Raw genomic sequence first — 21,614 nt, 5'->3', positions numbered from 1 at the left:
CACTAATGAATTGGCCTTAATGCAGTTTTATCTTTATTTTCCTGCTCAATCACTGGCTCTAAAAAAATCTTATCCTTATTTTCGTCCCCTTTAGCTTGATCAGCAAAGGTTTTATTTTTTGGTATCAAAACATCTTTCCATACTTTTGATTGTGCACTGAGCTGTGAATTATTATTTCCAAATATATATATTTTGTCTAGGATTGCTCTTTTTTGAGCATCTAGATTACCTTTCCACGACCCTTCTAACAAAGCAAGAATACTTTCTGATTTCCATCGCGCTTGCTTGCTTTGTTGTTTTATTTTTTTGGCTAATAAATCATCTTTTTCAGATAGCATTCTGCCATACCAATAATAATTTCTGAGTATAATGGAAACATAGCTGCGCGTTTCACGAAAAGGCATAAAATCACTAAAAAGCATCATGTTGTCATTGGAGACACGATCTCGCCATTTGTCTAAATTCGACGCTCCTGCATTATATGCTGCTAAAACATATTCTATCCGTCCATCATATCTTTTTAAAAGTCTACTTAAATATGAAATACCGACTTCAAGATTTGTTAAAGGATCATACAACTGAGTTGCGCTGACTCTCCGTTTTATACTTTTTGCGGTTGATGGAAGTATTTGCATGAGTCCACGGGCATTTGCACCCGATCGCGCATAGGGATCAAATGCACTTTCTTGCCGAATGACAGATAATACAAATATTGGATCTATATCCATTGATTTATCAGAGATTTCATTAAGAAATGGTTTAGGGAAAAATATACGTAATAGATTTTTACTCACTTTAAATGTTTTTTCATTTTTCCCATATCGTCCAAGCATAGATATGGAATAACGATAATTATAAACTGAATTTTGTGCAATAGCCCAATAAAGTAACATTTTTGAATTACTCACTGAAGTTGTCCTTGCTACATATCCAGCCCACTCCGTTGCTGCTGAAATATTCTTACGAGCACGCAATAAGTCAAAAATAAATGCTTCTAAGTTATTATCATTCCATGCAAGCGACTCTCTACTTTGCAATAAAATTTCTTCGTCAGGCACTAAATTTTCCATAGGATCAATGCCCATTTGTTGTGAAGCAATTATTGCAGCTAAAGAAATAGGAACATCATTAAGCAGTTTTTTCCAATATGGGTTTTTTGCAGGATCTGAATTTTTATTATTTTTTTGATAAATAGCGCCAAGCCAAAAAAGACTTCTGGAGCTTTCTTGAGGATCCTTTTCAAGCAATACTTTTTCTAATGCTTGTGATGCAGAATTGGGAAATCCAGATATTAATCGAAATAATCCTACTCTTAAATGAACTTTTTCACTTCCTTCTAAGTTTGGTAAAAGGCATTTTTGTACTTTTGAATATAATTTTTCTATATTCGAATAAGCATAATGATTTGGTAGAAATGACTCTAAGCGTAAAATAACAGCAGACGTAGGGCCTGCAAAATCACAATCTGAAGAATATTCTAACGCTTTTGTCGAAATTGTAACGGCTTGTCTTAAATTATCTGGATCGATTTGCAAAAATGAATCATTAAAACTCATTCCTCTAAAATTTTCCCAATCTTGCCTTTGTTTACTTGTTAATCTTTTTGTAATTGTTGTTGAAGAATATGAATTTCTTTGTAGAGAATTAAGTTCTTCATTATTTTTTCGCTCTAACCACCATGCTACACATGCTAATGAGTGCTCGTTCAAAGGAAATTCTTTTTTAAAGCTTCCAACAAGTGCTTCACAGTTTTTTGATAACTGTGCCTTCTCTTTTTGAGATATAATTTTCAAAATCCAATCAGATAAAATACGTACATTTTCATTGTATAATTTTAAATTTTTGAAGTTTGCTTCTTCAATAAGTTGATTCTCTGTTGGAGGAACATAGGAATTTAAATTAGATAAATAAATATCACTTGTATTGCGCTCAATCCTTGACTGCATCTGTTTTTGATCCGGTAAGGTCAACTCTAAATTTTCTGTTAATATCTCATTGCTTGAACAACTTGTTAAGAAAACATAGGGAATGAGTACACAGAATGCTCTAAAATAAAATTCTACTTTTCGCCGTAAGAATTTGAGCATTCGCAAAAACCCCCTTCACTTCAAGATAATATATCGTCAATAATTATTATGACTTGAGACGTTTCACAAAGCAAAGGGCAAAGATGAATAAAATTTTATTTAGACAGGATCCCTGAGAACAGGACAGGTCATGCAGCGCGGTCCTCCTCCACCGCGGGAAAGTTCACTGCCTTCTACCGTTACAACCAACGGCGATTCACTGCTCAAAAGTGCAGGATGTTTAATAGCGTCTTTGGCAGAAACTATTTTAAAACCTGCAGATTCACAAGCTAAGAGAGTGTGTTCATGCATATAACTTATGACTTTTCCAGGAGCAAATGAAAAGAGATTCGCACCACTGTTCCACTGTTCCCGCTGCTGATGCAAGGGATTATCACCACCACAGGGGATGGGATCCATGCGTACACCAACACTACGCAAACCTAAAATAAGGTCTTCAACATCCTTAAATTTTTTGTCTCCATCGGATTTAACTCGAATACGTACTACCCTCGCTCTTTCTCTTCCTAAGACATAAGGTGAATAGACTACAGCTTGCTCTTTATTTGCAACAGTAAAGATCATATCTAAATGAATGGTGCTTCTTTCTTGAGGTAAAATGACACATAAAATATTAAATGGTTCAGTTTTACCTTCCTGTGAACGAGCGCTCAAAATAGAGTCCACCAGAGCATCGACTGCTTTGGTTGTTGTTCTTTCACTAATTCCGACTAAGAGTAAATCTTCATTCACTACAATTATATCTCCGCCTTCAATAGTGAATTTAGGATCATTATTTTTATAGCAAGCATCAAGTAACAAACCATGTCCCGTTAAGTCAGGATGGTATTCGTAAATAGCCCGCATGATTAAAGATTCAGTAAAGCGCACAGTACTTGCCATGCGCGAAGAAATCACTCTTGTGCCTACAACCATGCTTGTATCACGCATAAAATACATATTTGGTAAGGGAACAAGTGAAAAAGTTTTTGATGAAAGCCAAGATTCAAGAGAATTTCTTTTTAAAGAAACTCCTGTTATCAATGTTCTTGCCAGTTCATCTGAAGGCATTTCGCTCAGCTCAAATTTTAAATCAGGACATCCTTGATAATATAATATTTGATCAAGCAATTCGTTACGGGCTTGCTGTAAATCTAGAATTTCCTCTAAACATGTTGAAACTTCAAGGACTTCACTCACTAAAGACAAAACAGATTTTAATTGTGCATGCCCTGCAACAATATTTTTATAATAAATGATATCATTATATAATAATTCCGATGCACTTTTAGGAGTCATTGACTCAACTTCTTGTCCTGGACTGTGCAAAAATACTTTGCGTAACTTTCCAATTTCAGAATGCACACCAATTTTACTTTGAATTTTCTTAATATTTTCAGCTTTCTTATCTTCAGACAAAGAATCCCAAAAGCGAAAATGACTGCCTTTATTCAAATCTAACTCCTCTTTCACTGTTAAACTCCTTGACCAATGCAAAGCTAAATGACAAAAATACCAATTCACAGTTACCACGGATCATATAGATCTGATCAAGAGCCATTTTAAATATTAGAGGAGAATGACAATGTCGTTGAAAAAAAATGTTGCCGTTTTTGGAGCAGGCAAAATTGGAAAATTGGTAGTTCACATGCTCTCACAATCCGACGATTATCACGTCACAGTCATAGACTCCAATAAAAATGCTGCTCAGATTGCAGCGACATCGCCTACTAGTGGAAAAATACTCAGAAATGTCGATTATGACACAGCAGATTTCATGTCACAAAGAGACATTGAACGTGTTCTAACTGGTAAGGATTATATCTTAAGCTGCGCGCCTTTTTATTGCAATATTGGTATCGCAGAAGTTGCTAAAAAATTAAAAGTTCATTATTTAGATCTCACTGAAGATGTGAAAACCACAGCAGCAATAAAAGAACTTGCAAAAGAAGCTCAGAGTGCATTTATTCCACAGTGTGGTTTGGCACCTGGTTTTATCACAATTGTTACAAATCATTTAGCAAATCAATTTGATAAAGTAAACACAGTTAAAATGAGAGTGGGAGCATTGCCAATGTATCCTCACAATCGATTAAAATATAATTTAACTTGGAGCACAGAAGGTCTTATTAATGAGTATTGCAATCCCTGCGAAATCATTTCCGATGGCAAATTAGAAGCTGTTCCTGCCCTAGAAGGTTTAGAATACTTAAGTATTGATGGAGAAGAATACGAGGCATTTAATACTTCAGGAGGTCTTGGTACTTTAGCAGAGAGTTTAGCTGGTAAAGTAACACATATGGATTATAAATCTATACGTTACCCAGGTCATCGAGATATTCTTTGCACTCTCCTACATGACTTAAAATTTATAGATGATAGAGAAGGCTTAAAAAAAGTTTTTGAAAGATCCTTACCTCACACCTCACAAGATGTAGTTATTATTTTTGTTACTGTAACAGGAGAAAAAGAAGGGCGCTTCACACAACAAAGCTACGCTAAGAAAATATATCATGCAGAAATTGGTGGAGAACATTGGGGCGCTATACAAATCACGACTGCAGCAGGCATATGTTCTGTTCTCGATATACATGCTACAGCTCAACTTCCTGCGCATGGTTTCATCCGTCAAGAAGATATTTCTTATAATAAGTGTATAGGCAATCGCTTTGGAAAGTATTACTCTTAAATAGACAACTTCTCTTTGAGATGTTGTCATATCACAAGGAGAAGTTTGAATGTTTCCCGAAAATTTAGATGATATACCTGTACATGAAAAGATATTTTGCAATCGCTCATTAAATATGAAATCGATAAAAGCTGTTGGGTTTGATATGGATTATACCCTTGCGCTTTATAAACCTGAAACATTTGAAAAACTTGCTTATGAAGAAACTTTAAAAAAACTTGTTGAGATGGGTTATCCTAAAGAAATTTCAACTTGGCAATTTGATCATACCTATATGATACGTGGTCTTGTTATCGATAAAATACGAGGCAATATTTTAAAAATGGATCGACATCGTTACGTTAAGGTTGCTTATCATGGCTTTCGTGAATTAACGAGAGATGAAAGGCGCAAACTCTATGATGTCGAAAATGTAATTATTTACGAGGAACCCAATTTTGCCTTGATAGACACTTTATTTTCACTCGCTGAAGCCTTTTTATTTGCTCAACTTGTTGACTATAAAGACAAAAGCACAAAATTACAAAATAAAAATTTTCTTGATTTTTATAATGATGTTAGAAAATGTATTGATTTATGCCACCGAGATGGAAGTATAAAGCACCGTGTAGCAGAAAATCCTGGAAAATATATTATATTAGATAAATATTTGTCTTCAATTTTAAAAGATTTACGAGAATCAGGACGAAAAGTTTTTATTGTTACAAATAGTCTTTGGGATTATACGAATATTGTAATGAATTATTTATTAGGAAATCATAAAAAAGAATTGAATCATAGTTGGACAAACTATTTTGATGTCATCATTACAGGAGCGCATAAGCCTGCTTTTTTTATGGCGAAAAATCCATTATATGAAGTTGATTTGAAAACAGGTCACCTTATAAATACTGATCTCATCCATTTTAAAAAAAACAATAAGGAATATCCTACAGTCTATCAAGGAGGGCATTTTAAATTGCTTTATGATATATTAGGAACCAAAACTGGATCAGAAATTCTTTATGTTGGAGATCATATTTATGGGGATATATTGCGGAGCAAGAAAGAAATTGGATGGAGAACAATGCTTGTCATTGAAGAACTCGAAAAAGAAATCATTGCATCACATTCTTTAAAAGATCAATATAAACTCTGCGATATTTTAAATTCTAAAAAAGTTCATTTAGAGGCAGAGTTTGAGCGATTACAATTATTAGAAAAGTCACAAAAAAAATCTAAAAATAAAATCTTAGATGATGCCGATAAAAATGTTAAAAAAGCCGGATATGATTTACTTAAGTTAAGAGAACTCGAGAAAAAAGAAATTAGAACTTATCATTTAAAATTGCATCCTATTTGGGGAGAACTCATGAAAACAGGGCGGCAAAATTCACGTTTTGCCGCCCAGGTTGAGAACTATGCATGTCTCTATACAAGTAAATTAAGTAACATAAGGCACTATGGCTCACATAAAAACTTCCGAGCCGTTCGTGATTTTATGCCACATGATTTAAATGAATAATCTAAAATTTATTTGCAAAGCATATCCATTAAATTCATTAATCCGCGTGCTTCTTGTGACTGATTTACAGATTTCATTCCTTTATTATTCATAGAACTCGCAAGTTCAACCGACGAATTAGTTAAAACATTATAGGCTTTATAGATTGTCACTGGAGCGTCCACTGGAGCAGGAGTTTCTTCAATTCTCCCCATACTCGCTGCTTGAATTGCTCTTTTAATATTTCCTGACAAAACTAATGGGCGAGTTTGTTCAGCACCAATCATTTCAGCTTCTTGTTTTAATACAATTTTATTACTATATATTTCACAACTTAAACTTGAATTATATCCTGGGGCAACATAGCCTGAGTGATACGTTTTTGTTAACAGTGGGCCTTCATAGCTTGCAAAAGCAGAAGTCGTTGAAGAGATAAGAGCTGCAATTAAAAAAATCGATTTCATAAAAACTCCAGTATTATTGTCCACATTTTTTCCACATTAATGCATAGGTAGTTTGTACAGTTCCATCAACGGAGTCTGTTGTTAAATGAGAAAATCCATTTGGATTGTTTGGACCTACTTGCGCTAGTAAAGACGTATTGATATTTAATGCTCGTTTTTCCCCACATGGTGACCACACGACATCATTGATTCCTAAAGTGTCACTGATGGTATAATCCCCTTGTGTCGGACCTGTGAATTGTGTGTAAAGCCTTCCTTGTTGTAAACCTCCCTGAAAATAATATAAAGATTGTTGCTTAGCAGTTGCTCCTGCGCTCAAAGAATAAAAACCGCGATAGTCCAGACGCACTAAGGAGTATGACCAGCCCTGAGGAAAATCAAAATTAACTAAAATCTGACAATTTTTACGAGTTATACTGTTAGAGCCTTGAGCTTCAACAACATATTCGTCAAAAATCATAGTAAATGATTTTAAATCTGGTGAAACAGCTGCACGAGCTGTTCCAGCCGGGCAACCTGTTCCACCGTAAGATGGATTTACTTGACCATTTACAATTGGTGGAATTGTTACATAAGGAGGAATTTCAGCAGATGCATTCATTGCAAATGTTATTCCAAAAACTCCAACAATAAAATTACGAAAAAATTTCATATAATTCTCCATAATATTTAATTTGCACACTATGCACAAATTTTGAGCGAAAATTTAGAAACTATTTATTAAAATATTTATTATCAGTTATGTTAGTGGTTTGCAAGAAAAATCTCGGATCTTTGTTTTTTTATAAGAAATAATTATTTGATATTATCAATCTTTGTTTAACTAATAATTTATAAATTCTACTTCTATTTTCAATTAATTCATCATGTTTTTTTAGTATATTTGCAATTTTATTTTGTTTATCTAATTCTGGAATAAAAATTTTTATGTTTGATAAATCTCGCTTATTAATTAAAGGAATCGCACTCTCTTGAGAAATTTTAGATAAATCTAAAGTTAGTAATAATTGATACAAATACTCAGGGTTGCACTTATGTATTTTCGCAGTTAAACATAATAAATTATTATCAATTACGCTCTCACTCGATAAGATTCTTCTTTTATTCAGCAATGCGCTTGCGCCTACTTTAGGCAAAACAATCGAATTTTTATTAAATAGTTTACCATTAATTTTTTTTATATCTTTTTTGTCGAGTGATAATTTAGTTTTAACAATATACTTTTCATTGCCTGGCAAATTAAGATCATTTATTTTAATAAATGGAACTTCAGCATTTTCTTTGTATTTAAATTGCCCTTCAAACTTTGTACCAATATTTATTACACAAATTTCTTTTAATAATTTTTGCTCAAAAATTATTTTAACATTCTCTATTTTAGGTTTACTAATTTTCAGCAGAAGAATTCTTTTATATTTTTTTAAATACTCAATTAGTTTTTTATAATTTTCTATGATATTATCCCATAAAAAAATAAAATCTAAAAAATCTTTTTGCTTTTCAAGAGTAGGTATAGGAAGAATAATATTTTTAATATCCTTCACAGTTATTTGATTCTGTGCACTTCCATAAGATATTTTTTTAATTTGATTTTTAACGAAATCAAAATTTAAAACCTTGTATAAAAATTCAGTTTTGATACTAGAATTTTCATTTCTAATAATGACCATACTTGAATTGATACGAACAGCTTTAAAAGAATATTTATTCTCAAATAAAGCTAAATTACCAACAGTACCTCGAGTTGTTAATACAATATCATTTGTATTAACAACTCCTTTTAATAATTTACTATGCTTTTCAAATGATATAAAGTTTATATCAGTAAATACAAAACCTTCATCGGAAATATTTTTTGCATTTAAAAAAACACAATATCCACTTTTTAAAATATCATTACTTTTTGGATATTCTGCTCCCCGATCCCCATCAATAATTTTAATATCTAAATCTCTTAAACTTTTTAGTAAATAAGTCTTTTTAGTCATTATAAAGACTCATAAATTAAAACCCAATTCTTGGAGTTTTTTATTCAGATCAGCATGTGAAATAGAAATTTCTTTTTCCAGTCGATTGATTTCAGATTGTATCGTCGAAAGATCATATTCCTCAATAATTTCGTCATTCTCAACATATCTTGATATGCTTAAGTTAAAATCATTAGCAATAATTTCGCTCAGATCTGCTGAATAAGCATATCCCTGAATTGATTTTCTAGCTTTATATGCAGCTACAATATTTTCAATATCCTGCACCCTTAAGAAATTTTGTGATTTTTCCCCTGAAAAATCTTTATTTGCATCAATAAAAAAAACTGTATTATTTTTTTTCTCTTTCTTAAAAATTAAAATCACTGCTGGAATTAACGTTCCATAAAATAAATTAGCTGGCAAACCGATAACAGCATCCAATAAATTTTCTTCAATCAACGCCTGGCGAATTTTTTTCTCACTCGATCCTCTAAATAAAACACCATGGGAGGCAACCATTGCTATACGTCCAGTGCTCTCTTCCATAGATTCAATCATATGTGAAATAAACGCATAATCCCCTTTTGATTTCGGTGGAACACCCCTTTGGAAACGATTGTATATATCATTTGCAGCAGTTTCCTCCCCCCATTTTTCGAGTGAGAATGGTGGATTTGCAACCAATACATCAAACTTCATTACTTTATATTTTTCTATTAATTTAGGATTGCGAATACTATCGCACCACTCAATTCGAGCATTATCGATATTATGTAAAAACATATTCATTTTTGCTAAAGCATATGTTTGTCCATTAATTTCTTGCCCATATATTTTAAAATCAGTTATCCCTTTTTTCATAAGACTATTTGCGCATTTTATAAGTAATGCACCTGAGCCACAGGTTGGGTCACATATTTTTTCACCTGCTTTTAGTTCAATCAATTGCGAAATGAGTTCTGAAACCTCTGGCGGAGTATAAAATTCACCCGCTTTTTGCCCTCCACCTGCAGCAAATTTATGAATCAAATACTCATATGCATTTCCAATAATATCATCGTTGCCAATAAGACAATTTCTTAAATTCAACTTTGGACTGTTAAAATCTTCTAATAAATTTTTTAAACGATTATTTCTTTCAGTCAATTGCCCAAGTAAAGCTTCAGAATTAAAATCTATGTTACGAAAAACTCCGTTGAGTTTTTCTTTATTTTCTTCTTCAATTCTATGAAAAGCTTCATTGATAATCTTGCCAATCTCTTTTGAATTTCTCTGTTTGTAGAGATCTTTAAAATGACATTTACTAGGTAAAATAAATCGATCTGCAAACTGAAGATTATTTTTATTATCACGTTGAAGAGATGTTTCACCTTTTATTTTTTCATATTTTACTTCCCATGAATCAGAGATATATTTAAGAAATAACATAGGAAGCAAATAATTCATATAAGTGGCGGAGTTTAAAATTCCTCTAAATGTATCACAAGCCTGCCACAAAATAGAATTGATTTCTTCTTGAGTCACAGTTTTTTTTACAAGCATTCACACCTCAAATATAATTTGCTAATAAGATATATGACCTATTATCAAATTATCTTGAAGCCTATTGACTATTTTCAAATATAGCAAGATTTAATTGAATTTAAATTAATGATACATTCAATTCATTGTTGTTAATTTTGCACCTGTACTTCTTTGAAAAGCAATCCATGCAAGATCAAGACCTCCTCGTGCATTGGCTAAATTTGCCCTTGCAGTTGTTTGGTCATTGGAAGAGTTTATTAAATCCGTAGCGGTGACTTGTCCATTGTCAAATCGAGCTTTCATTTGATCATACACATCTTGTGCATACTGAACTGAAACCACAGCGGATTCGAGAACTTGCACAGCATCTTTCAATTGTAAATAAGAACGTGTGATATCGATTTTTGCTTGTGAATTCAAATTTTCTAGATTGTATCTCGCTTTTTGTTCCTGAGCTGCCACATTGCTAATCTGTGCTTGTCGCACCCCCCAATCCATTAATACCCAATTTAATTGAAGGCCATATGAAAATGTATCTTGAATATCTTGCTTTTTATAGGTTGTGTTACCGACTGTGACATCATCAATGAAAAAATTTCTTGTGTAATTCATTATAAAATTCAGTGTTGGCAGATAAGAAGATATTGTTTGATACTTTGAAAATTTTGCTGCTTCAACTTTTTCTTGCGCTGCCTTTAGATCGAACCTAAGGGCATAAGCTGGCGTTAAGTCGGAATTTAAATCTGGTATTTTGACACCTTTATTTTCAAAAACAGATTTGTCACCACTTTGTAAAGAAATGCTTCGAAAATCTTTCACTCCAATTGCTTCTGCCAATGTTAGCATTGCAATTTTATATGTTGTTTGCGCTTGAATTAAAGTCGATCGTGAATTCTCGAGATTTAATTTGAACTTTAATAAATCTGCGTTGGTTAATTTCCCTGCATTATATTGAGCTTCGGCGTCACGCAATTCTTTTTCTGAAACCTGTAAAGAAGATTCAGCGGTCTTTAACAATTGATTTGCTTTTTGCGCATTGATAAAAGTGCTTGCACCATTGTAACGAGCATCCACTTGGCTTTGATTTTTGTTTAGCGAAGAAGCTCTTGCTTGTGCGGCATTTGCTTTCACCCCTAGGAAAAGAGGAATCAAACCTACAAGCGGTTGTGTAACATTCAATGTCCCAGTCATGGATGTCGTATCAGGAAATCCGTACTGCGCACCCGTCGTTGTCCCAATAAGCTTATTTACTTGATTACTATTTTGTAAATAAGTGCTACTCACACTTAAAGTGGGAAACATATTTCTTATAGATGCATTATATTGTGCTTCACTGGAGTTTTCGTCTTGCTCTGCCATTTTAGCAGCAAATGAATATTGTTCAGACATATCCATGGCGTTTTCCAGAGATAAAGTTGTCGTGACAAGAGAATTAGATTGGATAAAGTTATGATTTTGTTTTAGAAACTCTTCTGAAAACGATGAGAAACAAATACCAATTGAAATTGTATAATACATTGAATAGCGAATCGATCGAAATGATATAAGATTCATATTTAACCTTCCAAAAACTATTGAATAAGTAAAGACTTATTAACTCAAATTAGAAGGTCTTTCAAGTTTTAAAAAAAATCTTTTTTTAAACTATAATTTTAAAAAAAAAAGGAATAATTATATTTCAGAAATCTTATTTGCATTTTGCATTGTATCATCATGGGCTTTTACAGTTTTTTGCAATGCTTCATAACTTCTATGAGCAATTATCATATTGGTAAGATTCCGCATTGGATTAACATTACTTCCTTCCAAATATCCTTGCGCAATATCACCTGATGGAGCTTTTAAATTTTCAGGAGGCCCATTGTGGATCCATAGACTTTCCCCAAGCCTTTCAAGTAATTTGGTATCTTCAAAGGAAACAATTTTCAATTTGTCTACAAATTTTTTGCCCGCATAAACTTCTCCAGTAGGCAAAATACTTAACTCTTTTCCACCAAGTCCAGTTATTGCTCCATTTTCTCCCTGAACTACTGCTCCATTTTTTGTAATTAAAATTCCATCATTGCTAATGCTAAAACCACCATCACGCGTTAGTCTTTCGCCAAAAGGTGTCATCACTTCAAAAAAACCATCTCCTTGAATGGCAACATCAGTCGTATTCGATGTTTTCCTCACAGGACCTTGTGTGTGCGCTGTTTTTATCTCACTGAGAGTAACATAATTCATTTCATTCCCTTTGAGCGGCCAAAGTTCTTGCATATTTATTTTGAATGGCGCAGGAGGATGTGGGAATGCATAACTTGGCCAGGGATTTGCCTCTTGTTCTTGAAATGCGATTTCATCTTCTTTGAATGCGGTTGTATTGGTATTTGCTAAGTTATTAGATATAATTTCCATGACTCTTTCTTGCAGAACCCCGCCCGAGAGTGGAGCATAAATATTTTTTAGCATTTTTTTTCCCTGTCATAAAGTACGCCTTGTTACAGATTAACACTTAATTTTTGAGCAAATTAAGCAAATATTACCTTATTCTCCATTTTTTGATGAGAAAAAAATTTCACTTTTATGAGCAACTCCCCAAGTAAGTAAAAATTTCTCTTTTTGTCAGAGAAGTGATTCATGTTTTCTTTCAATCTGAATATCCACATTTCCGTAAAAATATTTAAATTTTTCAATAAAAATAATAATTTTTCATTGAATTCTATTTTTTAAAATATAATATAAAAATTGTTTGAAAAATTTAAGATTGGAAGGTTTTATATGAAGCTTAGTCATTTCCTAATTTCAATTCTGGCAACTACTGCATTTTTTCCACAAAATAATTCCATTGCAACTGCTGCATTTTTTCCACAAAATAATTCCACTGCAGCTGAAGCTTATATTTATTGCAGCAATGATAATAACGATTGGGAGTGGCTTAATAATAGAAATATAACTGTTCCAGGTAAATGGCGCTTTTATCCAATGAATATTACAAACTCTTTCGTAGTTTTTATCCTGACGGGCGGAGAAAATGCTTATATTTATCTTGCAGAAAAATGCGCGGAAGAATTTGGGAATAGATATCCATATCCACAACCAGCAAGTAGCATCTTCAACAATTGGTTTGTCTTTGCCACACAAAATGGAAAAATTTTCCCAGGATACAAAACCCTTTATTGACCATTACTTTAAATGAACTCTTAAATTAAGCACTCGTCTTCTATAAATTAAATCCACATCCATTTTACTCACATCGTGCAATTGCTATCACTTCATTTTAAAAACAGTAAAATTAATAATCTATTTGACCTTTTAGATAGAGCCTAGGAGAGCCAAATACAGATAAATAATAAAAAATTGTTAACAACGAAAAACTTATAACAATTGCAGCAAAGGGAAGAAATGTTCCATTTTCTATAAAACCCATCATTGCTGTGCCTAAGGAAGCCGCTGTAAGTTGGGCCGATCCCATAGTTCCTGTCACTAATCCAGAATTTTTAGGGTACAAAGCAATGGCGTTGGCTGAAGAAAAAGGCATTAAAAATCCATTCCCAATTGTAATAACAAAAATAGGAATCATAAGAGCAGCCATATGCTGCCATGAAAAGTAATACATTATAAGAAAAATAATTCCACCAATGATATTTAAAACCAAGCCTAAAAATATGATTTGCATATTACTTAATTTATATGAAAGTCGTCTTCCTAACAGCGAAGCAAACATATATGGGAAGGAAGCGATACAAAAAGCATAACCAACTGCTGAAGGTGAATAACCAAACTTTTTTAACAGAAAAGGTGCCCCTGCTAAAAATGAAAAATATGTTGCATTAGAAGTCATCATAAATAAGGCAAAACCAATAAATTTTTTATTTTTTAACATGGCTAAAAATAATGGGAAATCAAAGGCGGATTTCTGTTTTTTTGCAGTAACTTTACTATTAGGAAATATAGGTGAACAAAGTAAGAATAAAATAATTAATCCGTAAATACCTAAAGCTAAAAATATTGCTCTCCAATTATATAATATTTCAATATAACCTCCAAGAACAGGAGCTATTGCAGGAGAAAAAGCAACAAGAGGTATTGTGATGGAAAGAATTCTGCCCGTATCTTTTGCACCAAAGGCATCTGCAATCATTGCCTGTCCAATAGACATACCAGCACAAGCACCAAGAGCTTGTAAGCAACGATATATAATGAGTTCATTTATCGACGAAGAGTAGAAACACCCCAAAGAGGATAAAATAAAAATTAGAGAAAAAACAAATAAGACTCTTTTTCTTCCATATTTATCCGATATTGAACCAGAGAAAATTTGAAAAATAGCCATTGTTAATAAAAACAAACTCATTGTTAATTGAACATAAGCAGCATCTTTTTTAAAGTAATCAGCAATTGTTGGTAACGAGGGTAAATAAATATCAGAAGCAACAAAGCCTATTGCACATATAAATATTATACCTGAAACAAAAAAAATAGTCCTTATTTTTCCCCAACTTTCACTATCTTTTCGCACTAAAATATCATGTTCCATAAATTAATATCCATATAATTTTGTTTAAAACTAAAAAGATAATGCGGTATATTATTTCTTAACTTTATAGTCAATAAAAATAAAATCACCGGAGCGAGAAACATTTTCACACTCAAGTGTACTTTTTAAAATTGTTTCTGAGCTAATCAGCGCTGGAGCATTTTTATTTCCAATAACTATTGGGCTTATTGTTAGAAATAACTCATCAACAAGCTTTTGTTCCCAAAAAGCTGCATTTAACTCTCCGCCACCAAGTAAAGCTATCCTTTTATAATTTTTTTCTTTTAAATGCTGTAGAAGCCCCATAATATTGCCTAAATAGCAATTGATAGTTGCAAATGGAAATTGTTTCTCTTCAGTTTTAAGACATGGTTCATCATTTTTATTAAATGAAGATACAAAAAAAATACTTTTGGGTATATTTTTCTGTTGCCAAAATTCATGAGAAAAAGAAATTTCCCCGCTTCGAGTAAAAACTATCCACTCAGGTTCTTCTTGCTTTTGTGAAAGATTTGCAACTCGAAAAGCCCCTTTTTCAGTAGATATAGTTCTTGCACCTAAAAAAACTGCATCACAAGTTGCAACTAAATTTCTCATACGTAAAAAATCTTCATTACAAACTAAACCACTTTTATTTCTATCTTCTGTAGACTCCATTTTATGAGCAGAAATCTTACCATCTACAGATGAAGCCATAATATTTATTATTGTTAGATTTTCTGTATGAAACATAAAAAGTATTAAACCTTTAATTCAGGCCAGAGAATATTTGCTCCCAAAGCCTTTGCTCGGATTGCAATCGGGTCATCTTCAAGAGCCGTTAGAATTTCAATACCATTTCCAACAATAGCAATTGTATGTTCGAATTGTGCAGAAGGTTTACCGTCCAAAGTTTTAGAAGTCCAGCCATCTTTCATCATTTTCATGCGCCAGTCACCAGCATTGATCATAGGTTCGATTGTAAAAATCATCCCTCTGACAATTTTGAGCCCCGTCCCTGAGCGGCCATAATGTGGAACTTGTAAGTCAGGTTCATGAAAAACTTTTCCTATTCCATGACCGACAAAATCTCTTACGACTCCACAGCCTTCTTTTTCAGCATAACTTTGAATAGCCCAACCCACATCTCCTAAGCGACTCCCATGTTTAGCAGCTGCTATCCCACGCGCTAAACACTCTTCAGCAACATTTGTTACCTTAATACTTTCTTCAGAAATGTGCTCTCCAACAAAAAAAGTTCTTGAACAATCACCAAAGTAACCGTCTAAGGTAACAGTAACATCAACGTTTATAATATCGCCTTCTTTTAAAATTTCAGTTTTACTTGGTATTCCATGACATATTACATCATTAATACTTGTACAAACGGATTTTGGATAGCCTTTATAGTTCAAAGGACTCGGATAAGCCCCATGAGAAATTATAAACTCATGCACAGCTGTGTTTATTTCTTCAGTGCTGATCCCAGGCTTTATAACAGTCCCAGCATGCTGCAAAGTATGTGCAGCAAGTCTTCCTGCTTCACGCATTTTTAAGATATCTTCTTGTGACTTTAATTTAGGCACTTTGTTTATTACTCCAAATTTATTTTGAGAGAGTTTCAATTGTTGACTTAAGTGAAGTTAAATCTTGAGTTCCTAGGCAATTGACAGTCTCATAAGTTTTTTTAGTGAGTCCTTGTAAGACTTTCCCTGGCCCCACTTCTACCCAATTTGCGTGTGGTGCTGAGTCTTTTAATATTGCTAAAGATTGTGTCCACAAAACTGCATTTGCTATCTGTTTTATAAGCGTCTCATGAGTATAGGACTGCACAGTATGTAATTTTGCATCCACATTTGCAACGATTTTTCCAGAAAATGAATTCAATGGAATATTGGCAAGAAATTTGGCCATTTCATCAGCTGCTGGTTGCATAAGAGAGGAATGAAAAGGTGCACTGACTGGGAGCTCTTTTGCTCTTCCTAATTTCCTTGCAGAAACTTCTTCACATACTTTTGCCACAGCTTTTTTATGTCCACTTAAAACGAGCTGTCCTGGGGAATTAAAATTAACGACTTCAACTTTGCAATCAGATGTGGATACTTCTTTACATATTTCAGGAATAAGTTCACTCGAATTCCCCAAATAGGCAGCCATAGCTCCTACTCCAACAGGAACAGCACGCTGCATTGCTTGACCTCTAAAATGAACAGCGCGCAACGCATCGGAAAAATCAAGTGCCCCTAAAGAAACAAGAGCCGAATACTCTCCTAAACTATGGCCAGCAACAAGAGTGGGAGTGACTCCAACCCTTTTTTGCAATACACGCAATGTAGCAACACTTATTGCCAAGATAGCGGGTTGCGTGAATTCGGTTAAATTTAATTTTGCTTCGGGATCTTCAAAACACAAGCGTTCCATGTTAAAACCAAGGGAATCGGAAGCTTCTTGCAATGTTTCCTTAAACTCCTGAAATTGCTCTGAGATTTCTTTACCCATTCCAACGGTCTGGCTTCCTTGCCCTGGAAACACGAATACGATATCAGACATAATTCATTCTCCTTAATAAGTGCGATGTCTTTGCACATGCTCTGAATACCAGAGTCTTTTAAATGTCTCCAGTGTGATTTCTGTTCAGCCTAGCAAAGCTCTAGGTGCAAAACCACTGCTAAGAGTATGCGTGATTTTACATTGACCTTTGCCTATTGCGAGAGTTATAGAATCACGTTTGTAGTTGATTTTTTGTGGAAAGGTTACAAAAATGTTTGACTTAGTCACCCAAGGATTTAAAGACGCATCTCTCAAGCTTAAGGGCCAAACCCGCCTGACAGATGAAAATATATCGCCAGCTCTTGAGGCAATTAAAAGATCGCTTCTAGACGCTGATGTCGATCTTAAAGTAACTAAACAATTTCTCGAAAACGTCCGCGGAAAAGCCCTCGATGAAGTCGTTCAGCTCAAGGCAAAGTCTGGCCAAAAGGTTTCAGCAGGAGATCATTTTATAAAGACCTGCCATGATGAACTCGTTGACTTTTTAGGCGGTAATCAAACAGAAATTATTAAAAATACCAAAGGTCCAACAGTAATATTGCTCGTTGGCCTACAAGGCGCAGGTAAAACAACTCACGCAGCGAAATTAGCTAAGCTGTTAGCAGAGCGGCACAAAATGAGACCACTCCTCGTAGCAGCCGATGTCTACCGCCCAGCTGCACGAGATCAATTGAAAATTCTAGGAGAGAAAATCAATGTCCCTGTATTTTCCTTAGATACAAATGATGCTGTTGAAATTGCTGAAAAAGGTATTGAGTTTGCACGTAACGAATGGCTTGACTTAGTCATAATCGATACCGCAGGTCGTCTTGCAATCGACAATAATCTCATGACAGAACTCGAATCTATAAAAGCTAAAGTCAAACCACAAAATATTCTTCTCGTAATTGACTCTATGATTGGACAAGATGCCGTTCGCACAGCTTCTGCGTTCGATCAACGCCTCAGTTTATCGGGAGTTATTTTAACAAAATTAGACGGTGATACACGTGGTGGAGCAGCACTTTCAGTAAAGAAAGTTACCGGAAAAAACATCTTATTTGTCGGTACTGGTGAGTCTCTCGAAAAACTCGAAGAGTTCCGTCCAGATGGTATGGCAGGCCGTATCCTAGGTATGGGCGATGTCGTTGGTTTGATGGACGATTTTGGCAAAGCCATCGACGTCGAAAAAGCAGAAAAAAGCGCAAATCGCATGATGGAAGGTCATTTTGATTTCAATGACTTCCTCGAAATGATTGGTACGATTGGAAAAATGGGTCCTATTAAAGACATCATTGCCAAGACCCCTCTTGCAGGACAGTTGTCAGAAAAGGATATGGATAAAGTCAAAGATAAAGACCTGACCCGTAAAGGTGCCATTGTTCAGTCAATGACAGTCCAAGAGCGTGAAACTCCTGATCTTCTGCTTATTCAAAAATCACAGTCCGCACGCGGGCGTATTGCTCGTATTGCCAAAGGCTCTGCTCATAGTGAGAAAGAAGTAAAAGATCTTGTCGATCAATTCATGCAAATGCGTCAAATGATGCAGATGATGAGCGGTATGGGCCTCGGCGGAGGAGGAATTCTCTCTAAAATTCCTGGGCTTGGACAGCTAAATCAAATGGCAAATATGGCGAAAATGGCAAAAATGATGGGCGGCGGCGGTATGCCTGGAGGAAGCATGGGCGGACTTGCCAATATGTTTGGCGGGGGTGGCTCACCTGCTATGCCTGGTGGCATGGGCGGAGGACTCAGTTCAGCAGATTTAGCTGAAATCAACCGAATGAAAAAAAGAAAAAAAGAAGAAAAATTAAAAAAACAAAAGAAACGTTAATTTCGCTTTGTTACTTTAAATAGGATCAATCATGTTTGGAATTAAAAATAAAGTTACTTTAGATGCCTCCATACCGAGCGGACCAGAAGCATTGTTTGCTAAATACATGCCCAAACCGCAAGTCAATTATCCAAATGTTGGTGAAAAAAATGAGACCTATTTAAAGAAAGTATATATGCAAACTTGGGGCTGCCAAATGAATGTTGCCGATTCTGAGCGCATGCTTGGACTTCTTGGTACGTTAAATTATAGGCCAACCGAAAACCTTAATGATGCAGATTTTATTCTATTAAATACTTGCCATATTCGTGAAAAAGCACGGCATAAAGTGGTCAGTCGTCTCGGCGAAATCAAACCCTTAAAAGAAGCAAATCCTAATATTATTATTGCCGTAGCAGGATGTGTGGCTCAAGCAGAGTCACAAGCTCTTGCCAAAGAAGTTCCTTATATTGATATGATCTTTGGCCCCGATCAGATTGAAGAATTGCCTCAATTAATTGAAAAAATAATTGAAAAAAATGATCTTGAACGCAAGACAGAAGAAACTTACACAACACATAAGCACACACCATATGTGTTGACTAAATTTGATAATAAAGAACAAGGTTATTCTATTCCTATAGATGTTATACCTCCTTATTATGATGAAAATAAAAACGAAGTTACACGTTATGTAAATATCATTAAAGGCTGTAATAACTTTTGTACTTTCTGCGTTGTTCCATACACACGCGGAAGAGAAAAAAGTCGTCCAGAAAATGAAATAATTGATGAAATTAATTTCCTTGTTAAAAAAGGAGTCAAGGAAATTATATTACTTGGGCAAAATGTAAATTCTTATGGACTTGACCTGATTGGTGCAGCAGATATTCACTCATCAAACGGAAAACTGCCATTTGCGGATTTATTGCACACTGTCAGCGATATCCCTGAAGTGGAGCGTATCCGTTTCACAACGTCAAACCCACATGACTTCACTCCTCAACTTGCAGAAGCCTTTGCCAAACTACCTAAAGTAACTAACTCTTTTCACCTTGCTGTACAATCGGGTAGCGATCGCATTCTAGATAGAATGAATCGTCAATACACCCGTGCAGAGTATTTAGAACGTGTACAATGGATCCGCAATGTACGTCCTGAAATTGCTTTTAGCACAGATATTATTGTAGGTTTTCCAGGTGAAACAGATCAAGATTTTGCCGACACCCTCAGTCTCGTAAAAGAAATGCAGTATGCATTTATTTACGCTTTTAAATACTCAATTCGTAAAGGCACTCCAGCCACACGCTTTAAGGATCAAGTTCCTGAGGACGTAAAGGACAAACGTCTACAAATTTTGCTCGATCTCCAAAAGAAAGAGACAGAAAGACAAAATCTCGGAGAAATTGGTAAAGTTCGTGATGTTCTCATACTCTATAATAATCGTAAAAATGAAAACACTTGGTATGGACGTTCCTATGAAGGTCGCCTTGTAAAAGTTCATTCGCCTAGAAATATTATGGGCCTGATTTTACCTGTAAAAATTACTGATGCCAACCTCACTGCTCTTGAAGGACATTTGGCTTAAGTACAAAACTTTTAATAGAGTCAAAAAAAGATCACGTTTTCACAAATGTGGTCTTTTTTTTATTTGCTTTCTTCTTATTTGCCTAAGAATATTTTAGACTCAACTATAATATGCTTGTTAGTATCGTTAAATAAAAATTTCTTAAAACTCAAGCAGGATTATCTTTATGCTTCGATTATCTTTTTTAAGAATAATCATGTTAATTTATTTATTATTAAAAGCTCAGCTTTGTTTTTCTGCAGAACTGAAAAAGGTAACTATTTGCTGGGAAGACGGCTTAAAACCCCCGTATCTTATGTACAAGGATGGTGAATCTAAAGGGACAGATTCTTTAACAGGAGTAGCTGTTGAAATTGTCCAAAACATTTTTAAGAAAAATAATATAAAAGCTGAAAACGTTCTTCTTCCCTGGAAAAGGTGTCTAGTAGAGATCCAAAATGGGAATATCGATGTCGTCCCCAATGCTTCAATCAATTCAGAGAGGCAGGAGTATGCCTTTTTCACTGAAGAACCGCTCTATTCAACAAATATAGTTTTATTTTATGTAAAAAAACGTTTCAAGAAAAAAGCTGTTATTAATAAATTGGAGGATTTTAAAAATTATACGGTTGGAGGATATTTAGGTTTTAATTACAAATATTTTGAAAATAAAGTGATTATGGACGCAGGCTCCACAAATAGAGAATTATTATTTCAAAAACTGCAAATAGGCCGATTTGATTTTGCGATTGAACAACTTGAAGTTGTAAATTACATAGCAAGTAAAGGTTTGATCAAATTAAATGACCTTGCTTATATCCCAAACGCAGTTATGCCAAAACAAAATTATTATGTAATGATAAGTAAAAAATCTGAAAACGCAGCTATAATAAAAAAAATATTAGACACCGGTATTTCTGAGTCACAAAAAAACAATTACATTAATAAATTACTCAATAAGTTTAATAAAGATGCAAAAAATAAACCATAAAATCAAAAAAGGATATATGA

18 protein-coding genes are annotated in these 21,614 nt (G+C 34.2%); 6 read left to right on the top strand and 12 right to left on the bottom strand.

Annotation, left to right across the window (positions count from 1 at the left end; all coding sequences use genetic code 11):
• Positions 1–2: 2 nt before the first annotated feature.
• Positions 3–2,087, bottom strand: coding sequence for a lytic transglycosylase domain-containing protein (locus H7355_RS04795; RefSeq protein ID WP_186645582.1), 2,085 nt, complete (start codon positions 2,085–2,087; stop codon positions 3–5).
• 99 nt (positions 2,088–2,186) lie between these two features.
• Positions 2,187–3,539 carry an arginine deiminase gene (locus tag H7355_RS04790; protein ID WP_186645581.1) on the bottom strand — a complete coding sequence of 451 codons (1,353 nt, stop codon included), beginning with the start codon at positions 3,537–3,539 and terminating at the stop codon, positions 2,187–2,189.
• A 112-nt stretch (positions 3,540–3,651) separates the two neighbouring features.
• On the opposite strand from H7355_RS04790, the gene H7355_RS04785 reads away from it, so the two are divergent.
• Together H7355_RS04785 and H7355_RS04780 are read left to right on the top strand one after the other, a co-directional pair.
• A complete protein-coding gene (locus H7355_RS04785) occupies positions 3,652–4,755 on the top strand; it encodes a saccharopine dehydrogenase family protein (protein ID WP_186645580.1) in 1,104 nt (367 codons plus the stop codon).
• A gap of 49 nt (positions 4,756–4,804) precedes the next feature.
• On the top strand, positions 4,805–6,259 hold the full coding sequence (locus H7355_RS04780; RefSeq protein ID WP_186645579.1) for an HAD-IG family 5'-nucleotidase: 1,455 nt from the start codon (positions 4,805–4,807) through the stop codon (positions 6,257–6,259).
• Between the two features lie 8 nt (positions 6,260–6,267).
• Here H7355_RS04780 and H7355_RS04775 read toward each other — a convergent pair whose 3' ends face one another.
• From H7355_RS04775 to H7355_RS04750, 6 genes are all read right to left on the bottom strand, one after another.
• Positions 6,268–6,702: a hypothetical protein gene (locus tag H7355_RS04775; RefSeq protein ID WP_186645578.1), complete on the bottom strand. Its 435-nt coding sequence runs from the start codon at positions 6,700–6,702 to the stop codon at positions 6,268–6,270.
• 13 nt (positions 6,703–6,715) lie between these two features.
• On the bottom strand, positions 6,716–7,354 hold the full coding sequence (locus H7355_RS04770) for a DUF4360 domain-containing protein (RefSeq protein WP_186645577.1): 639 nt from the start codon (positions 7,352–7,354) through the stop codon (positions 6,716–6,718).
• Positions 7,355–7,484: 130 nt separating this feature from the next.
• Complete coding sequence (locus H7355_RS04765; protein WP_186645576.1) at positions 7,485–8,690, bottom strand: restriction endonuclease subunit S; 1,206 nt, start codon at positions 8,688–8,690, stop codon at positions 7,485–7,487.
• A gap of 9 nt (positions 8,691–8,699) precedes the next feature.
• The gene (locus tag H7355_RS04760; RefSeq protein ID WP_186645575.1) at positions 8,700–10,214 is read right to left on the bottom strand and encodes a type I restriction-modification system subunit M; all 1,515 of its coding nucleotides are present in this window, start codon (positions 10,212–10,214) and stop codon (positions 8,700–8,702) included.
• 117 nt (positions 10,215–10,331) lie between these two features.
• Positions 10,332–11,750, bottom strand: coding sequence for a TolC family protein (locus H7355_RS04755; RefSeq protein WP_186645574.1), 1,419 nt, complete (start codon positions 11,748–11,750; stop codon positions 10,332–10,334).
• Positions 11,751–11,867: 117 nt separating this feature from the next.
• On the bottom strand, positions 11,868–12,647 hold the full coding sequence (locus H7355_RS04750) for a flagellar hook-basal body protein (protein ID WP_186645573.1): 780 nt from the start codon (positions 12,645–12,647) through the stop codon (positions 11,868–11,870).
• Between the two features lie 309 nt (positions 12,648–12,956).
• Here H7355_RS04750 and H7355_RS04745 point away from each other — a divergent pair, with 309 nt between their 5' ends.
• Positions 12,957–13,358, top strand: a complete 402-nt coding sequence (locus tag H7355_RS04745; RefSeq protein WP_186645572.1) for a hypothetical protein — start codon at positions 12,957–12,959, stop codon at positions 13,356–13,358.
• 112 nt (positions 13,359–13,470) lie between these two features.
• On the opposite strand, the gene H7355_RS04740 is transcribed toward H7355_RS04745, so the two are convergent.
• The 4 genes from H7355_RS04740 to fabD are packed head-to-tail and all read right to left on the bottom strand — an operon-like array spanning position 13,471 to position 17,244.
• Positions 13,471–14,715 carry a multidrug effflux MFS transporter gene (locus H7355_RS04740; protein ID WP_186645571.1) on the bottom strand — a complete coding sequence of 415 codons (1,245 nt, stop codon included), beginning with the start codon at positions 14,713–14,715 and terminating at the stop codon, positions 13,471–13,473.
• A 51-nt stretch (positions 14,716–14,766) separates the two neighbouring features.
• Positions 14,767–15,447, bottom strand: coding sequence for a dihydrofolate reductase family protein (locus tag H7355_RS04735; RefSeq protein ID WP_186645570.1), 681 nt, complete (start codon positions 15,445–15,447; stop codon positions 14,767–14,769).
• A gap of 8 nt (positions 15,448–15,455) precedes the next feature.
• The gene (gene map, locus H7355_RS04730) at positions 15,456–16,280 is read right to left on the bottom strand and encodes a type I methionyl aminopeptidase (RefSeq protein ID WP_222435663.1); all 825 of its coding nucleotides are present in this window, start codon (positions 16,278–16,280) and stop codon (positions 15,456–15,458) included.
• Between the two features lie 19 nt (positions 16,281–16,299).
• Complete coding sequence (gene fabD / locus H7355_RS04725) at positions 16,300–17,244, bottom strand: ACP S-malonyltransferase (protein ID WP_186645569.1); 945 nt, start codon at positions 17,242–17,244, stop codon at positions 16,300–16,302.
• A gap of 211 nt (positions 17,245–17,455) precedes the next feature.
• Here fabD and ffh point away from each other — a divergent pair, with 211 nt between their 5' ends.
• The 3 genes from ffh (at position 17,456) to H7355_RS04710 (ending at position 21,594) form a co-directional block, all read left to right on the top strand.
• Entirely contained in the window at positions 17,456–19,057 is a 1,602-nt protein-coding gene (gene ffh, locus H7355_RS04720; protein ID WP_186645568.1) for a signal recognition particle protein, read from the top strand.
• A gap of 31 nt (positions 19,058–19,088) precedes the next feature.
• A complete protein-coding gene (gene miaB, locus H7355_RS04715; protein WP_186645567.1) occupies positions 19,089–20,624 on the top strand; it encodes a tRNA (N6-isopentenyl adenosine(37)-C2)-methylthiotransferase MiaB in 1,536 nt (511 codons plus the stop codon).
• A 166-nt stretch (positions 20,625–20,790) separates the two neighbouring features.
• Positions 20,791–21,594: a substrate-binding periplasmic protein gene (locus tag H7355_RS04710; RefSeq protein ID WP_186645566.1), complete on the top strand. Its 804-nt coding sequence runs from the start codon at positions 20,791–20,793 to the stop codon at positions 21,592–21,594.
• The last annotated feature ends 20 nt before the right edge of the window (positions 21,595–21,614 follow it).

Source organism: Fluviispira vulneris (assembly GCF_014281055.1).
In the GTDB taxonomy this organism is placed as follows: Bacteria; Bdellovibrionota_B; Oligoflexia; order Silvanigrellales; family Silvanigrellaceae; genus Silvanigrella; species Silvanigrella vulneris.
Note: the sequence above shows the minus strand (reverse complement) of the source record. Positions and strands in the feature narration are given on the sequence as shown.

Excerpts from the sequence above, each read along its gene's own strand:
- H7355_RS04795 (WP_186645582.1), bottom strand. The coding sequence starts at position 2,087 with ATGCTCAAATTCTTACGGCGAAAAGTAGAATTTTATTTTAGAGCATTC.
- H7355_RS04785 (WP_186645580.1), top strand. The coding sequence starts at position 3,652 with ATGTCGTTGAAAAAAAATGTTGCCGTTTTTGGAGCAGGCAAAATTGGA.
- H7355_RS04780 (WP_186645579.1), top strand. The coding sequence starts at position 4,805 with ATGTTTCCCGAAAATTTAGATGATATACCTGTACATGAAAAGATATTT.
- H7355_RS04775 (WP_186645578.1), bottom strand. The coding sequence starts at position 6,702 with ATGAAATCGATTTTTTTAATTGCAGCTCTTATCTCTTCAACGACTTCT.
- H7355_RS04770 (WP_186645577.1), bottom strand. The coding sequence starts at position 7,354 with ATGAAATTTTTTCGTAATTTTATTGTTGGAGTTTTTGGAATAACATTT.
- H7355_RS04765 (WP_186645576.1), bottom strand. The coding sequence starts at position 8,690 with ATGACTAAAAAGACTTATTTACTAAAAAGTTTAAGAGATTTAGATATT.
- H7355_RS04760 (WP_186645575.1), bottom strand. The coding sequence starts at position 10,214 with ATGCTTGTAAAAAAAACTGTGACTCAAGAAGAAATCAATTCTATTTTG.
- H7355_RS04755 (WP_186645574.1), bottom strand. The coding sequence starts at position 11,750 with ATGAATCTTATATCATTTCGATCGATTCGCTATTCAATGTATTATACA.
- H7355_RS04750 (WP_186645573.1), bottom strand. The coding sequence starts at position 12,647 with ATGCTAAAAAATATTTATGCTCCACTCTCGGGCGGGGTTCTGCAAGAA.
- H7355_RS04745 (WP_186645572.1), top strand. The coding sequence starts at position 12,957 with ATGAAGCTTAGTCATTTCCTAATTTCAATTCTGGCAACTACTGCATTT.
- H7355_RS04740 (WP_186645571.1), bottom strand. The coding sequence starts at position 14,715 with ATGGAACATGATATTTTAGTGCGAAAAGATAGTGAAAGTTGGGGAAAA.
- H7355_RS04735 (WP_186645570.1), bottom strand. The coding sequence starts at position 15,447 with ATGTTTCATACAGAAAATCTAACAATAATAAATATTATGGCTTCATCT.
- fabD (WP_186645569.1), bottom strand. The coding sequence starts at position 17,244 with ATGTCTGATATCGTATTCGTGTTTCCAGGGCAAGGAAGCCAGACCGTT.
- ffh (WP_186645568.1), top strand. The coding sequence starts at position 17,456 with ATGTTTGACTTAGTCACCCAAGGATTTAAAGACGCATCTCTCAAGCTT.
- miaB (WP_186645567.1), top strand. The coding sequence starts at position 19,089 with ATGTTTGGAATTAAAAATAAAGTTACTTTAGATGCCTCCATACCGAGC.
- H7355_RS04710 (WP_186645566.1), top strand. The coding sequence starts at position 20,791 with ATGCTTCGATTATCTTTTTTAAGAATAATCATGTTAATTTATTTATTA.